This is a genomic window from Exiguobacterium sp. UBA5002, assembly GCF_002396765.1.
Classification (GTDB): domain Bacteria; phylum Bacillota; class Bacilli; order Exiguobacteriales; family Exiguobacteriaceae; genus Exiguobacterium_A.
This window is the reverse complement of sequence record NZ_DGYQ01000034.1, coordinates 37,161-58,034: the sequence shown is the minus strand read 5'-3', so window position 1 is coordinate 58,034 and position 20,874 is coordinate 37,161. Positions and strand designations below refer to the sequence as shown.

The window sequence follows — 20,874 nt, the reverse complement described above, 5'->3', positions numbered from 1 at the left end:
TCATTCCTCTTCACCTATATGAATCCGGTAAACCGGCTCATACCGCGGTGAAACCTCTGGTCGTACTTCAAATAGAACGAGCTCACGAACAGTCCACTCTACTGATCGGATCGGACTCGTCTCCCATTCAGCTGCCTCAGTACGCCATTTTTTCGCGATCGTGACATGAGGTACGAATGGTCTGGTCGAATTCGGATCAATCTGTTCTACTAATTGAAACAATTCCTCCGATTCCGTTCCGAACCCTAAGACGCGTGGTCGTTCATTCCGACCAAACGTGATTAAACGATCGAATCGTAGCACGAAGGGTTCCATCGTACGCGCGATCTGCTGTAACTGCTGTTTCCACGACTGCTGTTCTTTTTCCTCCAATGGACCGAAAAAACGAAGTGTTAGATGATACTCTTCTAATGTATAAACGTTACGAAAGTGCTCAGGTAGCGATAACCGTTCAGCAAGATTCGCTAAATCTTTAGAAGGGATCGGTAAGGCAATGAAAAAGTGTCGTTCTTGTCTCATCGTCGCGTTCACTCCTTCATACGACCACTGATACCATACAGAATCGCACCTAGGATACTACTACTTGTATATACCCAAAAGACGATATAGATTGTACTCTTCTCGAGTACAAAACCACTCATCAGATTAAACAACGCGGTCGCGAGTCCCGTCGTCGTTGCCATATATGTACTGACAGCTGTTGCGACCATCGTCTCTGGAACGAGCGATCGGACATAATCTAAGGCGACAGGAATCAGCAGACCTACGATCATACCTTGCATCGCAGATAATACCCACAGCATGACGATTGGAAGTTCTAAAGCAATCATCGCCGTCCGCGCAGCCGACAACAAGGAGACGAATACAAGAACCGGAATCGCTCCGAAGCGTAATAACAGACGCGTGGCGATGCGCATAAACGGAATTTCGCACAGAACGGCGACAAAGAATAGTGTTCCGACGAGTGCTGTCGTCTCGCCACGAATCATGACGTAGCTACCAAAGTAATAATTATTGGCGAAGATGGGTCCGAAGATCAAACTCCCCCCTGCTAGGAACAATAAGAAACGCCGATTCGAAAAGAGCTGCTTTAACGGTACGGATTGCTGATTTGAAACATGGACGCTGCCCGTCTCTTCAATACCGATCAGAACAAGGAAACCGAGAACCCATGCTGCACCGGTTGCATAAAAAATCAGATTTAGTCCGCCATCCTCAGTGATTTGCCCAAGAATGAAAACAGCTAAAGCGAACCCTGCTGAGCCGAAAAGACGTAAAGCGCCGTAATCCACTTTACGCTTTCGCGTGTACTCGATCGCTAATGTATCCACGAGCGGAATATGCGCACACTGGAACAACGCCCAGACACAAGAAATCAACAATAAAAGTAGATAAACAGACGTCAGTAAGTAACTGAGTGTAAAAATACCGGCAGCAAGCATCGCGACGAGCAAAAGTCGTTTCGGTTTCCCGAGTCGATCCGCCGCGATTCCCCAGACAGGTTGTAGAAAAATGGAGAGAATCGGTCCAATCGCAACGATTGTTCCAATCTCTGAAGCCGACAGTCCGAACGCGTCGTTTGAGAAATAAAGCGCGAGGTACGGAATGAGTGCTCCTTGTCCAAAGAAAATAAAGAAATATAAAGCTTGGAAATGATAGGTTTGACGATTTTTCACACGGAACTTCCTTTCAAGAAGCAATCCCCCCATCTTTACGATGCGGGGATCATCAATCATTATTTTGCGAGCTCATAAATCGCTTCTGCATAGATCGCGACAGCAAGCAATAGTTCATCAAAATCAACATATTCATCGACTTGGTGGGCAACTTCAGGACCACCCGGGAAGACTGGACCAAAAGCAACTCCCGCCGTCAACGAACGCGCATATGTGCCGCCACCAATTGCTATCAAATCAGCTGATTGGTTAGTGTGGCGCTCATAAACGGCACTTAGCGTCTTGATCAATTCATGGTTTGGATCAACATGGTGCGGTGTCATATGCGTCCGCGTCTGCAATTCAAAACCATATCCTGCCGCGGCTTCCTTAATGATTTGCAGACGTTCCGTGAAGTCTGCTGTATACGGGTAACGGATATTGATCGATGCCGTTCCTTGCTCTTCAGCGTAACGGAATACACCGCCATTGATCGTTAAGTCACCTGTCTCGTCTGAAGCAGCGACACCGATCGCTACACCGCGAGAATCCCGGAACATATGCGTCACGAGTTGAATGTAACGACGACCGTTAGAATCCAAATGAAGCGTATTGAGGAAACGCGCCAAATGTAAAGCAGCATTTTTACCATTGTCCGGCTCCATCGCATGGGCTGCGACACCATTGACATCAAGTACGAGACCTTCCGTTTCTTGCTTGACTGTTCCTGTCAAACCTTGTTCTTCAAGATAAGCATGGAAATCCGTCTCAAGCGTTCCTACTTCGACGACACGAAGAAGCGCTTGAGCATGACCTGGAACCATGTTCGGACGTTCGCCACCTTCAAAACGAACGAGATGGTAACCTGTATCAGATGCTTGCGCTGGTTTCCCTTGAATCAATAACCCATCATAGAGTCCTTTTTCCGCATTGATGATCGGGAAGTCGGCATCTGGTGCAAAACCGAGTGTTGGCATCTCTTCATGTTTGAAGTAATGATTGACACAACGCCATTCACTCTCCTCATCCCCTCCTGCAATCAGACGGATGCGCTTCGAGAGTGGTAAGCCAAGTTCTTTGACGATTTTCAAAGCGTAATAAGCTGCCATCGTCGGTCCTTTATCATCAATTGCTCCACGTGCATACAGTTTTCCATCTACAAGCGTCGGGTTGAATGGACCGTATGTCCAGTGATCGCCACCAGCTGGTACGACGTCTAAGTGACAAAGAATACCGAGTAACTCTTCCCCTTGACCATACTCCAAATGTCCTGCATACCCATCGACATTTTTTGACGTGAACCCATCGCGTTCCCCTGTCGCGAGCATCCAATCGAGGGCACGTTTGACTTCATGACCAAACGGCGCGCCCTCTTCGATCGTGGATTCGTCGAGTACACTCGGAATCCGTAATAGTTCTTTTAAATCTTCTAATAAATCCTCGCGACGTGCGAGTACTTCTTCTTTCCAATTCACCATCTGATTTCGCTCCTTCATTACGGGTTTTGGATTCGTTTCCTATACACCTTCCTAGTATAGCGAATATTCGTTCAGATACGAACATCCAAATTCTGTTTTCTTTTTTATTTATTGAAATGACGAACATTCATCTGAAATAAAACTTGAATCGTCGACTTTACAAACTATTTGAATATGTTTTTTATGAAAACGTTCGGTTAAATTACTTGCATTTTAATATCAAAACGTTATACTAAAGGCGAAACAACTGGATATTGCATTGTCTTTTGTCACCCGAAGCTTTAGAACACTATTCTATCCATTGGGGGAGTGGTTATACCAATGAAAGATTCTACAGACCGTATGTTGACCCGGATTAAATCGATCTATCTCTACATCCAAGAGAACGGAGCTACTACGACAGCAGAGTTGGTTGAAGAGTTTGGCATCACTTCAAGGACCGTCCAGCGGGATTTGAACGTGCTCGAATACAACAATCTCATTGTGAGCCCTCGACGCGGTACATGGACGTCGAGTAAGAAACAAAAGCAAGCGGGTTGATCCAATGTTTCACTATGTATATCTTTCGATGACGCGATTCTTCGCGTCTTTTTTTGTTATCTTTTTTAAAACGTGGGGTATAGCTATTGGGAGAAGGAGATGATAAGCATGAATATTTTAATCATTGGAGCAAACGGAACAACGGGACGCAAAATGGTCGAATTGATCGCTAAACAAGGAGATCACCAAGCGATCGCTGTCGTACGGGAAGAAAATCAAATCAACGATTTGATCGCACTCGGTGCATCTGAAGTCAGACTTGGGGATTTGACGAAGGATGTCAGTGGCGTCGTCAGTAACGCGGACGTCGTCATCTTTGCAGCGGGTGCTGGTGGCGCATCGGACGAATTGACACGCGCCGTCGATCAAGAAGGTGCAATCAAAGTCATCGATGCAGCAAAAGCGAACGGGATCGATCGTTTTCTGATGCTCAGTTCAGTCGGTACGGAAGAACCGAAAGGCGAACTAAAAGTATATCTCGAATCGAAAGCAGTAGCAGACGCTCACCTAAAAGAAAGCGGACTCGACTATACGATCGTCCGTCCCGGTCCACTCAGCTACGATGACCCAGCAGGTACTGTTGAAACGAAAGAGCATTTTGATTCACACGAAGATCGTAAGGTGTCTCGTGACGATGTGGCGGCGCTGTTCGTTCACTTGATTGATCACCCGACACAGTCTCGTGTATTCGAAGTACTCAGCGGTCCTTATCCGATCGCAGAAGCACTACGTAATCAATAATTGAATCCCACAATAAAAGGCGATGGAATGCACATTCATTCCATCGCCTTTTCGTTTTGCTTATTCAGGTAGCCAATCAAATAACGCCAATTCCTCTTGTGTCAGTTCACGGTAGTCCCCGAGTTCAAGTGCCGGATCAAGCTCCAAGCGACCAATCGAGCGTCGTTTCAAGAACGTGACCTCTTTACCGAGGGCAAGCATCATCCGTTTGACTTGATGGAATTTCCCTTCTGTGATCGTCAATTCAAGCGTTGAATCTGTTTCTGTCGTCGATAAGATGACGAGTTTTCCTGGCTTTGCTTGATAACCGTCTTCTAAGGTGACGCCTTCCGCAATTGCCTCGACGTCTTCTTGCGTCAATACACCTGTCACTTCCGCGTAATACGTTTTTTCGACGTGTTTCTTCGGAGACATCAAGGCATGATTGAACGCTCCATCGTTTGTCAGTAACAATAAGCCTTCTGTATCCTTATCAAGTCGTCCGACCGGAAATGGTTTGAAATACGTCACGTCTTCAAACAATAGATCAATGACGGTCTCATCTCGTTTATCCTCCGTCGCACTAATGACACCCGGTGGTTTATTCATCATCAAGTAGATGTATTTTTGATACGTGACCGATTCGCCGTACATCAGAACCTGTTGCGTCTCGACATCGACATGTTGTTTCGGATCACGTACGATCTCACCATCGACTTGAATTGCCCCTGCCTTGAGCAAAAGTTTTACTTCTTTTCGGGAGCCTGCCCCCATGTTGGATAATAGTTTATCTAGACGCATGACCTCGTCCTCGTTTCAATGAAATTTTACGTCCTAATACGACTTCTGCTAATCCACTCCAAATCGAGAGTCCAGCGAAAATCACGATTCCAACTGCCGCACCAATGATCAGGATCAACAGAGATGCCCATGTCGTCTCTGGTAAGAAGGACACCATTCCCCACTTCACGAGTGCAACACCTGCTCCCATCAATGCACTGATGATTAGAATCAAAGATGTCCGGCGCAAGACCGTACTGAATGGGAACTTCACCGTTTGTGTGATCCGGAAGAACATCAATCCCGTCGCAACGAGATAACCAATGATCGTCGCATAACCAGCACCCGTTCCATCACCAGTCAAATGAATCAACGGCGCATTCAAGAGATACTTCGCAAGTAGTCCAGCAAATGTTGCGATGATCGTGAAGTACTGACGGTTAATTCCTTGAAGGACGGCTGCCGTAACAGAATACAAGGCAAGGAACAACGCACTCGGCGCATAACTTAATAGATAAACCCAGGCCGCTTGATCTTTCGGGAAGAGTACATGGAACGTTTCTTCACTAAGGAGAATCATCCCGACGACTGCCGGAATCGTCACGAAAAAGACGAGTTGATAAATCTGTGAGATTTGAGCCCGTACTTTCCGCATATCCCCTTGCGTAAAGGAGGCGGTCAACAGTGGAGTCGCAGATAATGACAATCCTGTTGCGACCGACACCGGAATCAAGACGATCTTATGACTATCCGCAATCAGATAGGCAGTCGCGTTTCCGGCCGCTTCGAGCGTGTAACCGATACTTTGTAATGCGGCATTCATCGTATTCTGGTCGATGACTTGATAAAGGGGTGTCGAAAGACCGACCATGACGATTGGAATCGCATACGTCAATAATTCCTTATACAAATCCGTTAACGGGCGATCCGGCGAACGGACGGTTTGAGTAGCACGTAGTTCCTGCAAGCCGCTGGCACGTTTGCGGAAATAATAGATCAGAACTGCGACACTACCGATTGCACCAATGAATGCACTGAACGTTGCAATCGTTGCGGCAAATGCTGCACCTGAATCAAAGATATAAATCGCGATGCTGACTCCTGCAAGCAGGAAGATGATCCGGACGATTTGTTCCAAGATTTGCGAAATCGCTGTTGGTCCCATCGATTGATATCCTTGGAAGTAACCTCGGGTCATACTCATCGGTGGAATCAAGAGTAAAGCGAAACTCACGCCACGAATCGTCATCGTGACGGCATCAACGTAGGCTGCTGAATCAACGTCACCACCCGGAATGGCCCGATGTGCTAAATACGGTGCGAGAAAGAATAAAGCGAGGAAGGAAACAATCCCGGTCAAGGACATGATTTTCAGACCAGACCGATATAACCGTTCACTCGTATCATATTCTCCTAATGCATTGTATTTGGCGACGAATTTCGAGACGGCGACAGGAATCCCCGCTGTCGCAAGTCCGATCATGATTGCATAATAGTTATAGGCATAGGTATAGAACATGATGCCTGTCGCGCCGACCATGAACTGAAACGGAAAGAGATAAATCAAACCCAGTGCGCGGGAAATCAGTGACGCACCGGACAGGAGCATCGTTCCACGAACGAATCCTGAATTGCCGGAAGAAGTAGACTGCTTATTACTGACTGTGGACATGGTAACATCCCTCACGCTTTCTAATTTTTAAACTCGACACTCTGATCGTGACTGTCTCATTATACAAGTTCTCTCGTACACAATTGCAAATCATTATACCGCTGTCTATCTTGAATTGAAAGAGACGGTTTGTTTACAGTCGCAACTTCTGCTAAAGTGAAACAAGCAGAATTCTATGAATGAGGTGACCTTATGTACGATGTAATCGTAATCGGAGGCGGACCGAGCGGCTTGATGGCAACGCTCGCCTCTTTACAGGCTGGAGCTCGAACACTCCTGCTTGATAAAGGAAATAAATTAGGTCGGAAGCTTGCGATCTCTGGCGGCGGACGTTGTAACGTCACGAACCGAAAACCACTCGATGAACTCGTCCAGTCGATTCCAGGAAACGGACGTTTCCTTTATAGTGCCTTTTCTCAATTCAATAATGAATCGATCATCGAACTCTTCGAAGGGTTTGGTGTCGCCCTCAAAGAAGAGGACAATGGACGGATGTTTCCTGTCTCGGATAAAGCAGCAGATGTCGTCCGTGTATTGATCGATCAAATCCGCGCGCATGGTGCCGAGATTCAAACAGACGCGCAGGTCGCTACGCTCGACTTCCATCCAGACGGTTCTTTTGCAGCTGTCATCTTAGAAAATGGCATGCGTCTTGAAGCAAAAAGTTGCATCGTTGCAGTCGGCGGACAATCCGTTCCACATACCGGTTCGACAGGTGACGGCTACCCGTGGGCTGAAAAGGCGGGTCATACGATCACGGAACTCTTCCCAACGGAAGTTCCGATTTTGTTAGGTGATACGTTCATTCATGAAAAAACATTACAAGGGCTGTCGCTACGTGACGTCGCCTTAACGGTCCACGGCAAAAAAGATAAAGCAATCAAAACACACACGGGTGACTTACTCTTTACCCACTTCGGTTTAAGCGGTCCGATTGCTTTACGCTGTAGCCAGTACACGATCAAGGAGCGCAAACGTTCGAAGGAGACGATTGTCCATTTATCAATCGATCTCTTCCCGGACGAATCACTCGGTGCGTTAACCGAACGCTTCCAAGCCGCGCTTGCAGCAAATCCCAAGAAAACGGTACGCAACGCTCTCCGCGGCTTCGTGCCGGAACGTCTGCTTGAACTTTTATTTGCTCAAATCGGCTTTGGCGATGAAGTCTGCACACAAGTCAAGAAACAGGACTGGACGGACTTCTTGCAAAAATTAAAGCGATTCCCACTTAAAGCAACGGGAACGCTCGACTTTGATAAAGCTTTCGTCACGGGTGGTGGCGTCTCAATCAAAGAGATTGATCCAAAGACGATGATGTCGAAAAAAGCGGAGCGGTTATTCTTTGCCGGGGAGATTCTTGATATCCACGGCTATACAGGTGGTTACAACATCACCGCTGCATTCGTGACGGGTCATTGCGCCGGTAGTCACGCCGCAGAGATGGCACGTGATACTGTCTTTTAATATGAACAAGACCCGATTCTTCTGCTTAGCAGAGGAATCGGGTCTTGTTCTGTCAGGATTTAATCAATCGGTGTAAACGATCGGCTTGAGAATTTATCCGTGACGACTAATGCGAACAACTCATTATCTTGCACGAAAATCCCTTTCGAACCATATACTTTCGGACTGGCTGTCTCGCCCGTGATCGTTTTGTCCTTTCGATCGATCGAATAGAGATAGAGCGCTTCTGAATCGAGTGTGTAGATCCGACCTTGTCGTTCAGCAAGACCAATCGGACGGAACTCGGACTCGAACGATTTCTTCGCATCACTTCGCATCCCACTCGCCGCTTCAATCTTCTCACGTTTGATGACTGACAGATAAGACGGTTTCTGTTTTTTCTTCAATGCACGTTTTTTCTTTTCCGAGGCGTCAGGATCAATCTTGATCTTATCCTCTTTCATCGCGAAATAAGTCACCTCGACTCGTCCCAGTGCTCGAATATGATTAATCGTATAGAATTCTTTTTTCTTCGCATCATATCCAAGACCATGGAAACTATCCCGTATCGTCGTTCCTTGTACTTTTTCACGTTTTTCTTCGCTCCAGACACCGTCTTTTCGCGTAATCGTGACCAGAATCTGATTCGACGTCAATAGCGCGACTGTCTCCCCGTCAACGAGCGTCATACCGTCTAAACCAGCGAGCAACAACTTTCCTTCTTCTAACTGGAAAGATGCGTTGATGCGTTCTCCGGTTCCACTGATTTCAAAGAAACGATAATCGTCTGTGACGACGAGGTACGAACCAATGGAATCATCATATAACATGTGTTGGACATTTTTGATTAATGGCTCTTCCGGGTTCGGAATAGCTGAAGGCGTTTTCGGTGGCACCTGTTTAACGGCTGCCTGATGCTTTGATTGCGTCTCGATTTTCGCGAACGTTTCTTGAATACGTGATAACGTCTCCGGCTTCGAGAAGACGAGCAGTACGCAAAGGATCAACCCCGAAACGACAGCAAAAATCGTTGTATAGACTATATAAGATCGTTTCATTGATGGTACTCGCCTTTCTTTCTCGGTTTCTGATTCAGTGTAGCAGAAGGTCGTTGAAAAAAAAAGCGGACTTGCGACGGAAATGAAGAAACCCCCTCCATTCGCATCAAACGAATGAAAGGGGCTATGGATTAGTTTGCCACGATATTGATTAATTTTTTCGGTACGACGATGACTTTACGAACTGTTTTGTCGCCGATCCATTCTTGTGTCTTTTCATCAGCAAAGGCAAGTGCTTCGATTTCTTCTTTTGTCGCATCGATGTTGATTTCGATTTTCGAGCGAACCTTTCCGTTCACTTGAATGACGAATTCCATCGTATCGCTGACGAGTTTCGATTCATCGAATGTTGGCCATGCTGCATACGTCAATGTCTCTTCAAATCCAAGTTGTTCCCAGAGTTCTTCACCAAGGTGTGGTGCGACTGGCGTTAACAATTGGATGAATCCACGAAGGAAGTGACGTGGAAGAACCGGCTGTTTGTTTGCTTCGTTGACGAAGACCATGAGTTGCGAAATTCCGGTGTTGAACTGGATGTTCGCGAAGTCTTCCGTGACCTTCTTGACTGTCTGGTGGTACGTCCGCTCGAAGTCAGCATCGACTTCTGTGACGTCCTGAATGTCTGCTGTCCGTTCGAACAAGCGCCAGACACGATCGAGGAAACGACGCGCCCCGTCAAGACCGTTCTCCGACCAGGCAACTGATGCATCGAGTGGTCCCATGAACATTTCGTACAAGCGTAATGTATCCGCACCATGCGATTTAACGATTTCATCCGGATTAATGACGTTACCGCGTGATTTCGACATCTTCTCGTTGTTCTCTCCAAGAATCATCCCTTGGTTGTACAACTTCTGGAATGGTTCTTTTGTTGGTACGACGCCTGCATCATACAAGACTTTATGCCAGAAGCGCGCATACAACAAGTGGAGAACGGCGTGTTCCGCACCACCGATGTAAATATCGACTGGAAGCCAGTATTTTAATTTTTCTGGATCCGCGATCGCCTCTTCATTGTGCGGATCGATGAAACGGAGATAATACCAGCAGCTTCCGCCCCATTGTGGCATCGTATTCGTCTCGCGACGCCCTTTCATTCCTGTTTCAGGATCCGTATAATCCAACCAGTCTTCCGCAAGCGCAAGTGGTGATTCGCCTGTACCAGACGGTTTGATTTCCGGAATGATTGGAAGTTCAAGCGGTAACTCCTCTTGACTGAGCGTCTTCATCGAACCATCTTCCATATGAACGACTGGAATCGGCTCGCCCCAATACCGTTGACGACTGAACAACCAGTCGCGGAGACGATACGTGATTTTCTTACGTCCGACTTGATTCGTTTCGAGTTCAGCAATCATCGTCTCGATTGCTTCTTGTTTTCCAAGACCATCAAGCATATGCGAGTTGACGTGTTCGCCCTCTCCTGTATAGGCTGCTTCATCGACGTTTCCACCCGCGACGACTTCAACGATTGGCAAGTCGAATTGTTTCGCGAATTCATGATCGCGCTCATCGTGTCCTGGGACCGCCATGATTGCACCCGTTCCGTACGAAGCAAGGACATAATCAGCGATCCAGATTGGAAGACGATCACCTGAGATTGGATTGACGGCGAAAGCACCCGTGAAGACGCCTGTTTTTTCCTTCGCTAAATCCGTCCGCTCGAGGTCCGACTTCGTTTGGACTTGCGAAATGTACGTATCGACGGCTTCCTTGTGATCCGCTGTCGTGATGTCAGCTACGAATGGATGCTCCGGCGCAAGCACGAGGTACGTCGCACCAAAGATTGTGTCCGGACGTGTCGTAAAGACCGTGACTTGTTTTTTGTGTCCATCAATCGTGAAGTCGATTTCAGCACCTTCTGATTTTCCGATCCAGTTCCGTTGCATCTCTTTGACAGAATCCGGCCAATCGAGGTCATCGAGATCTTCAAGAAGACGATCCGCATATTCCGTGATTTTCAAGACCCATTGACGCATCGGGACACGCACGACCGGATGATTTCCGCGTTCAGATAATCCGTCGATGACTTCTTCATTCGCAAGAACGGTTCCGAGTGCTGGGCACCAGTTGACCGCGACTTCGTCCACGAACGCAAGTCCTTTTTCATACAACTTCGTAAAGATCCACTGTGTCCATTTGTAGTACTTCGGATCTGTCGTGTTGATTTCACGATCCCAGTCATAGGAGAATCCAAGTTCTTTCAACTGACGCTTGAACGTCTCGATGTTTTTCGCTGTGAATTCACGTGGGTCATTCCCTGTATCGAGGGCATATTGCTCTGCTGGTAATCCAAACGCATCCCATCCCATCGGGTGAAGGACGTTATATCCTTGCATCCGTTTCATCCGTGCGAGGATATCCGTTGCTGTGTAGCCTTCCGGGTGACCGACGTGGAGACCGGCACCTGACGGATACGGGAACATATCAAGGGCATAAAACCCTTCTTTTTCTGGATCTTCTGTCGTGACGAAGGCGTTGTCTTGATCCCAACGCGCCTGCCATTTTGGTTCGATTTCGCGATGATTGTACGGCATGTCTTTTCCTCCTCTAATCTAAAAAAACCGGTCCTCCGCCCCTAGGAATAGGGACGAAAGACCGGTTTGGCTTCCGCGGTACCACCCACGTTGTCTGTCTATGACAGACCGCTTGATTCACGGATAACGGTGTGAAAGACCGGATTCGCTACTACGACTTCACGAATCGTGCTCCCTGACGAGTTCACGGTTGTTACCGACTGGTTCGCACCTTCCACCAGCTCTCTTGACGGCGCCTTTCCCCTACTACTTCAGTTCCATGCAATTGACTATCTTTTCCTAGTGTAATCTGTTTCTTCCTCAAGCGTCAACGCTTCCGTAAAATTTCCTCGATTTCTGCATGCGATCGTGCTACATGATCCGCTTGTTCTAGACGTTGCATCGGCATCCGATCATCGAGAAGCGCAATCACTTCCATGCCTGCTGCTTTTGCGCCGATCATCCCGTTTGCAGCGTCTTCAATGACGAGACAATCTTCAGGCGCGTGCCCGATTCGTGATGCTGCAAGATGAAAAATCGCAGGATCAGGCTTTGAACGCACGACTTCTTCTCCACTGACGTAATGCTTGATTGGAAGCTTATAATGACGGATGACGCGTTCGATTTTTTGAAGCGAACTCGAGGAGGCAATCCCGATATCGTAACCAAGAGACGCCGCTTGCTCGATGACTTGTTTGACTCCCTCTTTTAAACCACATTCCTCCGGTTTTGCATGAATTTGAAACAACCGATGTTCTTCTTCTAGTAACGCACTAGCTGTTTCTTTTAGCTGATGCTGGGCGACAAGCTCTTCCCACATCTCATCACCTGTTTTTCCCATAAACGTCGCATACTGAATCGGATCGAGCGGAATCGATAACGTTTTGAACATCTGCTGATGGACCTCGAAGTAGCGAATTTCACTATCTAAAATGACCCCATCCATATCAAAAATAAGACCTCGTTTTTTCAAGACACATCCCCCTCAATTGATCTATCATGATTTCAGCATATCAAAAAAAACGACTACACGATGTAGTCGTTTCGCCTTCTTCATTTAGTTACTGTTTAACTTGTCGCCATTTGGACACTGGTTTGTCGGTAAGCTGGAAAATAATCCGAATCAGCATCTGACCCGTATCGTACACATAACTGATCGTATATGGCTGGTTGAAGAATCGATTTTCCTTGATGATACTCAAATAAACGATACCCGGTGTAACGGCATTTACTCTCAAAGAGACTATCCCGTTCTTGATATCCACCCCCGAGATGTTGTTCGACGAGACCGCGTGCTTTCGCCTGAAGAATCGCTTCGTACTCGAGTCGCTGATTCGGGAACATCTTCGCTTCGTCCCGCTTACACCCAATCAAATGACCGTGGGCATATTCTTTTCCAAGCAATACGAAGTATCCACCAACAGGTTCTCCGTCGATTTCCGCAATCAGTAACAATGGCTCACAGAGTGGATTTGCTTCAAATAATTGTTCAAAATAACTGTCCGTAAAATAGTAATGAGCCGAAGCATTCTTTCGGTCCATCGTTTCATGATACAACGCTACAAAGACAGGTAGGTCATCTCGTGTTCCTGTTCTAACGGTTAAAGGAGAGGCAAGCGATTTGCGAATCATACTTCTCGTCTTCTTATGAAATGTCTGCATGATATCCTCTATTGAAGGGCGTAAATCGATACTCGTCGTATGACGGATGAAGGAGACTTTCGTCCAATCCCGCATGAAGCGTTCATTACCCGTCAATGGATTAAAGCGAATCATTTCCGAGACGATCTCTTCTCGATCTGCCCATCTTTCAAACAATAAGCGTGCATGCTGCATTTCAGTCGCAGTCAGTTGACCGATGATTTCCGGTCCACCATAGCCATACGGCGTGATGAAATCTGAATAAGGCGTATCAAAAATCCGGCGCTTTAAAAAGGGATAGAACAGTGTTCCTGCATCACCTTCATAACGGAATAGCACCGCTTGCTCAGACGGTCTAGCGTTGAGCGTGACATATTGGTGACTGTAGAAGATATCAAGAGGCTGTTGCTGTACGTGTGTCGTCCAAGTTGCGGCATCTGTGATGAATTGACACCTTTCCATTCGTGCACCTCCAGTCAAAAAGAAGCAACGTTCATATGACCTTTCTTTTTCAAGTTCTTGATTAAAAAGTACCCGTTTCTTTGCCGAAATATTCCATATTATTAAATGTTTATTTTATGATTTTGGAACTAATGACGTAACAAAAGACAGCGGTCATAATGTCCGCTGTCTTACAGATGATGTTCATGATGTGATTTTTGGAATGGCACGAAGGAAGACGACGCCCGCTAACAGAATCAATCCAATCAATGTCAAGAAGACCGCTGACATACCGGATACATCGTAGATCAACCCTCCAACGGTCGGACTGATCATTCGCCCCGCTGAAGCAGCAATATTGACGTACCCTTGGAATTCTCCTTCTTTTCCGATTGGCGCGAGTCTCGCTGCCATGGCAGGAACCGCTGGCCAGATGAACATTTCACCAATCGTCAGGATGATCATCGCGACGAGGAACATCTTGAATCCTCCTGCGAACGGAACGATCAGATAAGACAAGAGGAAGATTCCTGTACCGGTCATCAATTGTCGCTTTAAGTCATCTCCAAACCAACGAAGAATTGGTGTTAGTAAAGGTTGTGCGAACACGATGAGTGCTCCGTTAATCGTCCAAAGAATCGAGTATTCGGAAATCGTGACACCAAGCGATTTCGTGTGTACAGCAAAGGTTCCTTGCCACTGTACATAAACGAACCAAAGTAAGGCATAACCAATCGAGACGAGCAACATCGTCCGTGCCGCACCGCGTGCAAGGGGTGTGCGTGTCGTTTCGATCTCGTCATGGGTCGCATGCATCCGAGCCGGTGCCTGAATCCAGGACAAACCGACGAACAAAATGATGGCAAAAGCGATGTAGAGGACAAGATTGGCGATGAAGATGTACTGAATCGAAAAGGCAGCGATTTGACCGCTGACAGCTGTCCCGAGCGCTACACCAACGTTTTGTGCGACATAGATCGCATTAAAGGCACGACGCCCGCCTTCAGGCCAAATGACACCCGTCATCGCGTAGATCGTCGGAAAAACCATCCCACCGACGAATCCAATCAATCCAAGCATCGCGACGTATCCGAGGTACGTCTGATGAAACAGCAACAAGCCGACAGAAGACAGGACAAGTCCGATGACACTGATGACAAGCGTCTTCTTGCCACCGAGACGGTCAAACGCTTTTCCACCTAAGTAGTTTCCGACGATTGCTAAGGCCGAGTTGACGAACAACGCCATCCCTGCTTTTGTCATCGACTCTCCTAAATATTCATGAATATATAATGTATTAAACGGCCATAAAAAAGAGGATCCCGTCGTATTGATGGCCATCGCAAGGACGAGGATCCAGACCGCTTTTGGTAATTTTGGCATACCTGTGGTCCTCCTATTTCATTCTCAACCTTGCCACTTTACGCAATCCGTCCCCTAGCTGTCAAGCCACTTCGCTTTTCGTCAACGAATCAAAAAATGATATAATGCAGAAAGAATCTTGCACATACTGAACCATTACTAGAAAAACAGACCATAGGAACAGGAGTCTATGCCATGTCACTTGCCCGTGTACTACCTTATACGAAACAATTACTCGAGTCCGTTATCGAACCCGGAGACTGCGTCGTCGATATGACTGCCGGAAATGGACATGATACACAGTTTTTAGCAGAACGCGTCGGTCCAGAAGGAAGGGTTCTTGCGTTCGACGTCCAGGCACAAGCCATTGAGGAATCGACGCGACGTCTCGACGAAGCCGGAATGTTAGCACGCGTCGACCTTTATCATGAAAGCCATATCCATGTCGGTGCCCGTCTTTCGGACGAACAACGTCCTGTCCGCGCCGGTGTCTTCAATCTCGGATACCTGCCTGGAAGCGACAAATCAATCACGACGACCGGAGAAGAGACGCTTGAAGCACTCGATGCCCTCCTCCCAGTCCTCGCTCCCGGCGGTCTTGTCGTCCTCGTCGTCTATCACGGTCACCTGGAAGGAAAACGTGAACGCGACGCTGTCCTCGATTACGTCACAGCCCTTGATCAGCAAGATTATGCCGTTCTCCAGTACCGTTTCTTGAATCAACAAAATCATCCCCCGTTTATCATCGCGATCGAGAAAAAAGTGCGCTGACAGTAGAAATAAAGAAGTGATGGCTTCCGCTATGGAAACCATCACTTTTTTCATTCTTCGACTAATTTAAAAAACAACAATAATTTTTCCGCAAACCGTGTATTCAACCGTTCAAAGCTGAAATGCGGGAAACCGTGTAGACGTTGTAAGTAAATCTGATCGCCACCCATTTTCCGGCATACTTCAAGCGTCAGTTTGACGTCTGCGAACTGATCGTCTGGTGCATAAAAACAAGCCAAGTTTACACGAGGCAGTTTTTTTCGTTCCTCGTCATGTACGACGATCTCTTCTTCGATTTCCCGGTACTGCGCATACGTCAGTTCACCGATGCGAACGGTATCTTCCGTACTTTGACCAAACGGCAACGTACCGAGTGGCGCATCGGGACGGAAACGATCAAACGCACTCGCGAAGACTTGTTTGACACCTCCGAGTTGTTTCGACGGATGCCAATCAAACAATGGTGAAACGAACGCAAGACTTGCGACTGGTAGTTCATATTCTTGCAACAGACGATTGACGACGAGTGCGCCCATGCTACAGGCGATGATATGAATCGGTAGCTTTCGTTTTCCTGCTTCGCGTAATGCTTCTTTTAACAGTTGACCGTGCTCTTCAAACGAAATGCGACGTGGTGCGTCGACGAGTAGCACTTCATACTCTCTTTCGAGTACTCGAATCAAAGCTTCACTCGGACGGGCACGCAGTTGTAACGGATAGACTAATACGATGATTCCTGTTGGTTGTTCAACCACAAACTCACCTCTTCACTTCATACTTCCTTTTCACGATACCTTATTTCAAACGCAAACGAAACCGTCCCGAGACGGATTTCACGAGGCAACATGGCGAAGACGAACGACTGATTCCGCTTGCCCAAACACTTCTTCCGTCATCTCACTAAGTTCTTCAAAACCAAATGAGGTCAGGAATTGACGCGCTTTATAGTTACGTGCTTCCACGTATACTTCGAGTGGGACGGCTCCTTGTCGTTCGAGTTCACGGATCAATCGTCTTCCGATTCCGTTTTGCTGATATTTCGGTAAGACGTACAGACGAACGATCTCCCACGTTCCTTCGACATCAACAGCATGAATGAAACCGACGATTTCCTCGTCGATGATTCCGACATAAAAATACTCTCCCCGTGCTTCTTCCGCCGTCCGGATCGCACGAACGACTTCTTCTTGCGGATACGCCTCCTGCACGAAATGCGCTTTCGAACGTTCGGAATAGATTTCTGCATACGTATCCAACCAAGATGTGACGGCAATGTCATGAATATGTCCTGCATCAGCTGGAATAGCTTCGCGTATTTCCATAATCGGAACCCCCCTTTGTATTCATACGAATCGACTCATGTACTTTTACCCTCTTCTAGAAAAAACATTCGTTTCCTGCAAAGTTCCGCGGAAACAAAAAAGTCCGAAAACCCGCGTAGGGTTCTCGGACTTTTTGATTATGCGAAACGTTTTGCTTGTTCTTCAAGAACTGCTGCTTTATCTGTTTGTTCCCATGGAAGCTCAACATCTGTACGACCGAAGTGACCGTATGCAGCTGTTTGACGATAGATCGGACGACGGAGATCAAGCATGTTGATGATTCCAGCCGGACGAAGATCGAAGTTTTCAGCAACCAATTCGACGAGTTGCGCTTCAGGAAGTTTTCCTGTACCGAATGTGTCAACCGCGATTGATACTGGGTGCGCGACACCGATTGCGTACGCGAGTTGAACTTCTGCTTTATCTGCAAGACCTGCAGCAACGAGGTTCTTCGCGACGTAACGTGCTGCGTATGCAGCTGAACGGTCGACTTTTGTTGGATCTTTACCTGAGAATGCTCCACCGCCGTGGCGTGCGTATCCACCATACGTATCAACGATGATCTTACGACCCGTCAATCCAGCATCTCCTTGTGGTCCGCCGATGACGAAACGACCAGTTGGATTGATGAAGAATTTCGTTGCTGCGTCGATGTATTCAGCCGGGATGACCGGTGTGATGACGTGTTCTTTCAAGTCAGCTTGAATTTGCTCAAGCGTAACTTCTTCCGCGTGTTGTGTCGAGATGACGATCGTATCGACACGAACCGGCTCGTTGTTCTCGTTGTATTCGACCGTGACTTGTGTTTTTCCGTCCGGACGAAGGTAGTCGAGTTGACCGTTTTTACGCACTTCTGCCAAACGGCGTGCGAGACGGTGTGAAAGCGAGATTGGAAGTGGCATGAGTTCTGGTGTTTCTTTCGTTGCGTAACCGAACATGAGACCTTGGTCTCCTGCACCGATTGCATCGATTTCTGCATCAGACATGCTACCTTCACGTGCTTCAAGCGCTTGGTCTACACCAAGAGCGATGTCTGCTGATTGCTCATCGATTGATGTCAATACAGCACATGTGTCCGCGTCAAAACCGTATTTCGCGCGTGTATAACCGATCTCACGAATCGTTTCACGAACGACTTTTGGAATGTCGACGTAAGTGGATGTCGTGATCTCACCTGCAACGAGAACGAGACCTGTTGTAACAGAAGTTTCTGCCGCAACACGCGCGTTTGGATCCGCTGCGAGGATTGCATCAAGAATTGAATCCGAAATTTGGTCACAGATTTTATCTGGATGACCTTCAGTGACTGACTCCGACGTGAATAGTCGGCGATTAAGGTTTGTCATGTATGACCCTCCCAAAAAAGAATTTGACGGTGTACTCATTTCCCCTAGTTGAGTGGGACGGTAAAATGAAAAAAACCTTTCCAAGTCCAAAAAATGGTCAGGGAAAGGTTGTGCGTTCTTCCTTTACCCTCTTATCGTTCGAAGTGTTTACTTCGCTTCAGGAGAGCACCTTTTCCCTCATTAATATGTGAATTAATGTAGGACGGTTGCCGGGTTTCTTCGGGCCTTGTTCCCTCCACCTGCTCAGAATAAGAGTATCCGTTACGAATTACATGATATAAAGTTGTAACTACTCTGTCAAGCAAGGTTTCAAATTCTAGTCGAAACTTTTTGAAAGAGATGTTAAACTGTTAATGCTGAAAGCGTTTCCAGATAAATAGAAATCAGCACTAGAAAATGATTGCTCTCTCTTTAGTATGTCACATATAATAAATGTGTCATGCTAAATACAGTGAGCCAAAACCAACGTAGGGGAAAGGTGGGGTCAGGATGCCGATGACGGTCCTGAATATCGAAGAACTACTCAAGAAAGAGCATGTGTTCAAACAACTATCTGTTGCTGAACTTGTCGAACATGCGATTCTAAACGAAGAAGGTGTCCTTGCTGAGAACGGCGCATTATCTGTAGAAACGGGGAAATTTACAGGTCGTTCACCAAAAGATAAGTTCATCGTCCGTGATTCTTCCTGCGAGTCTCACATTGATTGGGGTCATGTCAACCAACCAATGGATGGAGACAAATTTGAACAATTGTTGCAAAAGGTTCTTCGTTACATGAACGAAGCTGATCATCTCTACTACACAGAAGCTGCTGCTGGAGCAGATACGCACTTCACCCTTCCGGTCCGTGTGCTCACACAATATGCTTGGCATAACCTGTTTGCCAAACAACTCTTTTTACGCGAGTATCCTGAAGTGGCTGCCTTCGAACCGTTCACGGTCGTCTACGCGCCACATTTCAAAGCAGATCCTGCCGTTGACGGAACGAACTCCGAGACGTTCATCGCGATGTCGTTCGAACACCGGATCGTCTTGATCGGTGGAACGGAATACGCTGGAGAAATCAAAAAGTCGATCTTTTCCGTCATGAACTACCTCTTGCCACAAGAAAACGTCCTTTCGATGCACTGCTCGGCAAACGTCGGACACGAAGGCGACGTCGCCTTGTTCTTCGGTCTATCTGGTACTGGTAAGACCACCCTTTCAGCCGATGATAGCCGTCAATTGATCGGTGACGATGAGCATGGTTGGTCGCACGATGGTGTCTTCAACATCGAAGGCGGATGTTACGCGAAGACGGTCAATCTATCGCGTGAAAAAGAACCGCAAATCTTTGACGCGATCCGTTTCGGAACCGTCCTTGAGAACGTCGTACTCGACGAAGCCCGTCATCCTGATTACGATGATACATCGTTGACGGAAAATACGCGTGCTGCTTATCCGATCACTGCAATCGATAACATCGCTGTTCCGTCACGCGCTGGTCATCCGAAGACGATTGTCTTCTTGACAGCTGATGCGTACGGCGTCTTGCCTCCGATCAGCAAATTGACGAAAGAACAAGCGATGTATCACTTCCTATCAGGATATACATCAAAACTCGCTGGAACAGAACGCGGTGTCACGGAACCAGAAGCGACCTTCTCGACGTGCTTCGGTTCACCATTCCTTCCACTGATGCCTGAAAAGTATGCGACGATGCTCGGCGAATTGATTGATCGTCATGGTGTTACCGTTTATCTCGTCAACACGGGCTGGACAGGCGGTGCTTACGGAACAGGTAGCCGCATGAAGCTATCTTATACACGGACGATGGTCAACGCTGCCGTTAACGGCACACTTGCAACGATTCCAACAGAAGAACACCCGATCTTTGGACTTCATATGCCGCTCGAAGTTCCTGGTGTTCCAAGTGAGTTACTCAACCCGGTACGCGTCTGGTCGAATCCGGACGAATACGACACACAAGCGCGTTCGCTTGCTGAGAAATTCCAGAACAATTTCCTTCGTTTCGAGAGTGCGACGGATGCGATCAAGTCAGCTGGTCCGCGCCTATAAAGTAGAGTTTTCTGACTTGCATCAAAAAGATAGACACCGAATTTACATCAAGTAACTAAAAAATCTGAGTC

At 47.2% G+C, this 20,874-nt stretch carries 18 protein-coding genes, 1 riboswitch and 1 other annotated feature; of the genes, 5 read left to right on the top strand and 13 right to left on the bottom strand.

All coding sequences use genetic code 11. The annotated features are described in order from the left end of the window. The 3 genes from thpR to pepV are packed head-to-tail and all read right to left on the bottom strand — an operon-like array spanning position 1 to position 3,133. Complete coding sequence (thpR, locus tag B4C70_RS10625) at positions 1-519, bottom strand: RNA 2',3'-cyclic phosphodiesterase (protein ID WP_290779190.1); 519 nt, start codon at positions 517-519, stop codon at positions 1-3. An 8-nt stretch (positions 520-527) separates the two neighbouring features. Beyond that, entirely contained in the window at positions 528-1,676 is a 1,149-nt protein-coding gene (locus B4C70_RS10620; RefSeq protein ID WP_290779187.1) for an MFS transporter, read from the bottom strand. A 59-nt stretch (positions 1,677-1,735) separates the two neighbouring features. Then, positions 1,736-3,133 carry a dipeptidase PepV gene (gene pepV, locus B4C70_RS10615; protein WP_290779184.1) on the bottom strand — a complete coding sequence of 466 codons (1,398 nt, stop codon included), beginning with the start codon at positions 3,131-3,133 and terminating at the stop codon, positions 1,736-1,738. A gap of 321 nt (positions 3,134-3,454) precedes the next feature. Between pepV and B4C70_RS10610 the strand changes: the two genes are divergently transcribed. Next, on the top strand, positions 3,455-3,673 hold the full coding sequence (locus B4C70_RS10610) for a DeoR family transcriptional regulator (RefSeq protein WP_023469095.1): 219 nt from the start codon (positions 3,455-3,457) through the stop codon (positions 3,671-3,673). Positions 3,674-3,781: 108 nt separating this feature from the next. Continuing rightward, a complete protein-coding gene (locus tag B4C70_RS10605) occupies positions 3,782-4,414 on the top strand; it encodes an SDR family oxidoreductase (protein ID WP_290779181.1) in 633 nt (210 codons plus the stop codon). Between the two features lie 60 nt (positions 4,415-4,474). Here the strand turns inward: B4C70_RS10605 and B4C70_RS10600 are convergent, their stop codons facing one another. Together B4C70_RS10600 and B4C70_RS10595 are read right to left on the bottom strand one after the other, a co-directional pair. Next, positions 4,475-5,194, bottom strand: a complete 720-nt coding sequence (locus B4C70_RS10600) for a pseudouridine synthase (RefSeq protein WP_290779178.1) — start codon at positions 5,192-5,194, stop codon at positions 4,475-4,477. Further along, a complete protein-coding gene (locus B4C70_RS10595) occupies positions 5,181-6,845 on the bottom strand; it encodes a putative polysaccharide biosynthesis protein (RefSeq protein ID WP_290779175.1) in 1,665 nt (554 codons plus the stop codon). The genes B4C70_RS10600 and B4C70_RS10595 overlap by 14 nt, the downstream gene beginning before the upstream one ends. A gap of 192 nt (positions 6,846-7,037) precedes the next feature. On the opposite strand from B4C70_RS10595, the gene B4C70_RS10590 reads away from it, so the two are divergent. Then, positions 7,038-8,309, top strand: coding sequence for an NAD(P)/FAD-dependent oxidoreductase (locus B4C70_RS10590; RefSeq protein ID WP_050678607.1), 1,272 nt, complete (start codon positions 7,038-7,040; stop codon positions 8,307-8,309). Positions 8,310-8,368: 59 nt separating this feature from the next. Here B4C70_RS10590 and B4C70_RS10585 read toward each other — a convergent pair whose 3' ends face one another. From B4C70_RS10585 to B4C70_RS10565, 5 genes are all read right to left on the bottom strand, one after another. Next, positions 8,369-9,346 (bottom strand): hypothetical protein, encoded by a 978-nt coding sequence (locus B4C70_RS10585; protein ID WP_290779172.1) that lies wholly within the window; start codon positions 9,344-9,346, stop codon positions 8,369-8,371. A gap of 131 nt (positions 9,347-9,477) precedes the next feature. Then, complete coding sequence (gene leuS, locus B4C70_RS10580; RefSeq protein WP_029342384.1) at positions 9,478-11,883, bottom strand: leucine--tRNA ligase; 2,406 nt, start codon at positions 11,881-11,883, stop codon at positions 9,478-9,480. A gap of 46 nt (positions 11,884-11,929) precedes the next feature. Beyond that, positions 11,930-12,152 (bottom strand) — a binding site (T-box leader). Between the two features lie 38 nt (positions 12,153-12,190). Continuing rightward, positions 12,191-12,835 (bottom strand): HAD family hydrolase, encoded by a 645-nt coding sequence (locus B4C70_RS10575; protein WP_290779168.1) that lies wholly within the window; start codon positions 12,833-12,835, stop codon positions 12,191-12,193. A 95-nt stretch (positions 12,836-12,930) separates the two neighbouring features. Next, positions 12,931-13,965 (bottom strand): peptidoglycan bridge formation glycyltransferase FemA/FemB family protein, encoded by a 1,035-nt coding sequence (locus tag B4C70_RS10570; RefSeq protein ID WP_290779163.1) that lies wholly within the window; start codon positions 13,963-13,965, stop codon positions 12,931-12,933. Positions 13,966-14,148: 183 nt separating this feature from the next. Beyond that, complete coding sequence (locus B4C70_RS10565) at positions 14,149-15,327, bottom strand: MDR family MFS transporter (RefSeq protein ID WP_290779161.1); 1,179 nt, start codon at positions 15,325-15,327, stop codon at positions 14,149-14,151. A 153-nt stretch (positions 15,328-15,480) separates the two neighbouring features. Here B4C70_RS10565 and B4C70_RS10560 point away from each other — a divergent pair, with 153 nt between their 5' ends. After that, positions 15,481-16,077 (top strand): class I SAM-dependent methyltransferase, encoded by a 597-nt coding sequence (locus B4C70_RS10560; RefSeq protein ID WP_290779249.1) that lies wholly within the window; start codon positions 15,481-15,483, stop codon positions 16,075-16,077. A 50-nt stretch (positions 16,078-16,127) separates the two neighbouring features. Here B4C70_RS10560 and B4C70_RS10555 read toward each other — a convergent pair whose 3' ends face one another. The 3 genes from B4C70_RS10555 to metK all read right to left on the bottom strand — a co-directional run bounded on the left by B4C70_RS10555 (position 16,128) and on the right by metK (position 18,745). Next, the gene (locus tag B4C70_RS10555; RefSeq protein WP_035406117.1) at positions 16,128-16,832 is read right to left on the bottom strand and encodes a serine aminopeptidase domain-containing protein; all 705 of its coding nucleotides are present in this window, start codon (positions 16,830-16,832) and stop codon (positions 16,128-16,130) included. Positions 16,833-16,910: 78 nt separating this feature from the next. Next, entirely contained in the window at positions 16,911-17,399 is a 489-nt protein-coding gene (locus tag B4C70_RS10550) for a GNAT family N-acetyltransferase (RefSeq protein ID WP_290779159.1), read from the bottom strand. Between the two features lie 137 nt (positions 17,400-17,536). Then, a complete protein-coding gene (gene metK, locus B4C70_RS10545) occupies positions 17,537-18,745 on the bottom strand; it encodes a methionine adenosyltransferase (protein WP_023469108.1) in 1,209 nt (402 codons plus the stop codon). Between the two features lie 128 nt (positions 18,746-18,873). Next, a riboswitch (SAM riboswitch) is annotated at positions 18,874-19,000 on the bottom strand. 234 nt (positions 19,001-19,234) lie between these two features. On the opposite strand from metK, the gene pckA reads away from it, so the two are divergent. Beyond that, positions 19,235-20,803: a phosphoenolpyruvate carboxykinase (ATP) gene (pckA, locus tag B4C70_RS10540; protein ID WP_290779156.1), complete on the top strand. Its 1,569-nt coding sequence runs from the start codon at positions 19,235-19,237 to the stop codon at positions 20,801-20,803. The last annotated feature ends 71 nt before the right edge of the window (positions 20,804-20,874 follow it).

Coding starts and splice junctions, on each gene's coding strand:
- B4C70_RS10610 (WP_023469095.1), top strand. CDS start 3,455: ATGAAAGATTCTACAGACCGTATGTTGACCCGGATTAAATCGATCTAT.
- B4C70_RS10550 (WP_290779159.1), bottom strand. CDS start 17,399: ATGGAAATACGCGAAGCTATTCCAGCTGATGCAGGACATATTCATGAC.
- B4C70_RS10590 (WP_050678607.1), top strand. CDS start 7,038: ATGTACGATGTAATCGTAATCGGAGGCGGACCGAGCGGCTTGATGGCA.
- metK (WP_023469108.1), bottom strand. CDS start 18,745: ATGACAAACCTTAATCGCCGACTATTCACGTCGGAGTCAGTCACTGAA.
- leuS (WP_029342384.1), bottom strand. CDS start 11,883: ATGCCGTACAATCATCGCGAAATCGAACCAAAATGGCAGGCGCGTTGG.
- B4C70_RS10565 (WP_290779161.1), bottom strand. CDS start 15,327: ATGCCAAAATTACCAAAAGCGGTCTGGATCCTCGTCCTTGCGATGGCC.
- B4C70_RS10570 (WP_290779163.1), bottom strand. CDS start 13,965: ATGGAAAGGTGTCAATTCATCACAGATGCCGCAACTTGGACGACACAC.
- pckA (WP_290779156.1), top strand. CDS start 19,235: ATGCCGATGACGGTCCTGAATATCGAAGAACTACTCAAGAAAGAGCAT.
- B4C70_RS10585 (WP_290779172.1), bottom strand. CDS start 9,346: ATGAAACGATCTTATATAGTCTATACAACGATTTTTGCTGTCGTTTCG.
- thpR (WP_290779190.1), bottom strand. CDS start 519: ATGAGACAAGAACGACACTTTTTCATTGCCTTACCGATCCCTTCTAAA.
- B4C70_RS10595 (WP_290779175.1), bottom strand. CDS start 6,845: ATGTCCACAGTCAGTAATAAGCAGTCTACTTCTTCCGGCAATTCAGGA.
- B4C70_RS10605 (WP_290779181.1), top strand. CDS start 3,782: ATGAATATTTTAATCATTGGAGCAAACGGAACAACGGGACGCAAAATG.
- B4C70_RS10600 (WP_290779178.1), bottom strand. CDS start 5,194: ATGCGTCTAGATAAACTATTATCCAACATGGGGGCAGGCTCCCGAAAA.
- pepV (WP_290779184.1), bottom strand. CDS start 3,133: ATGGTGAATTGGAAAGAAGAAGTACTCGCACGTCGCGAGGATTTATTA.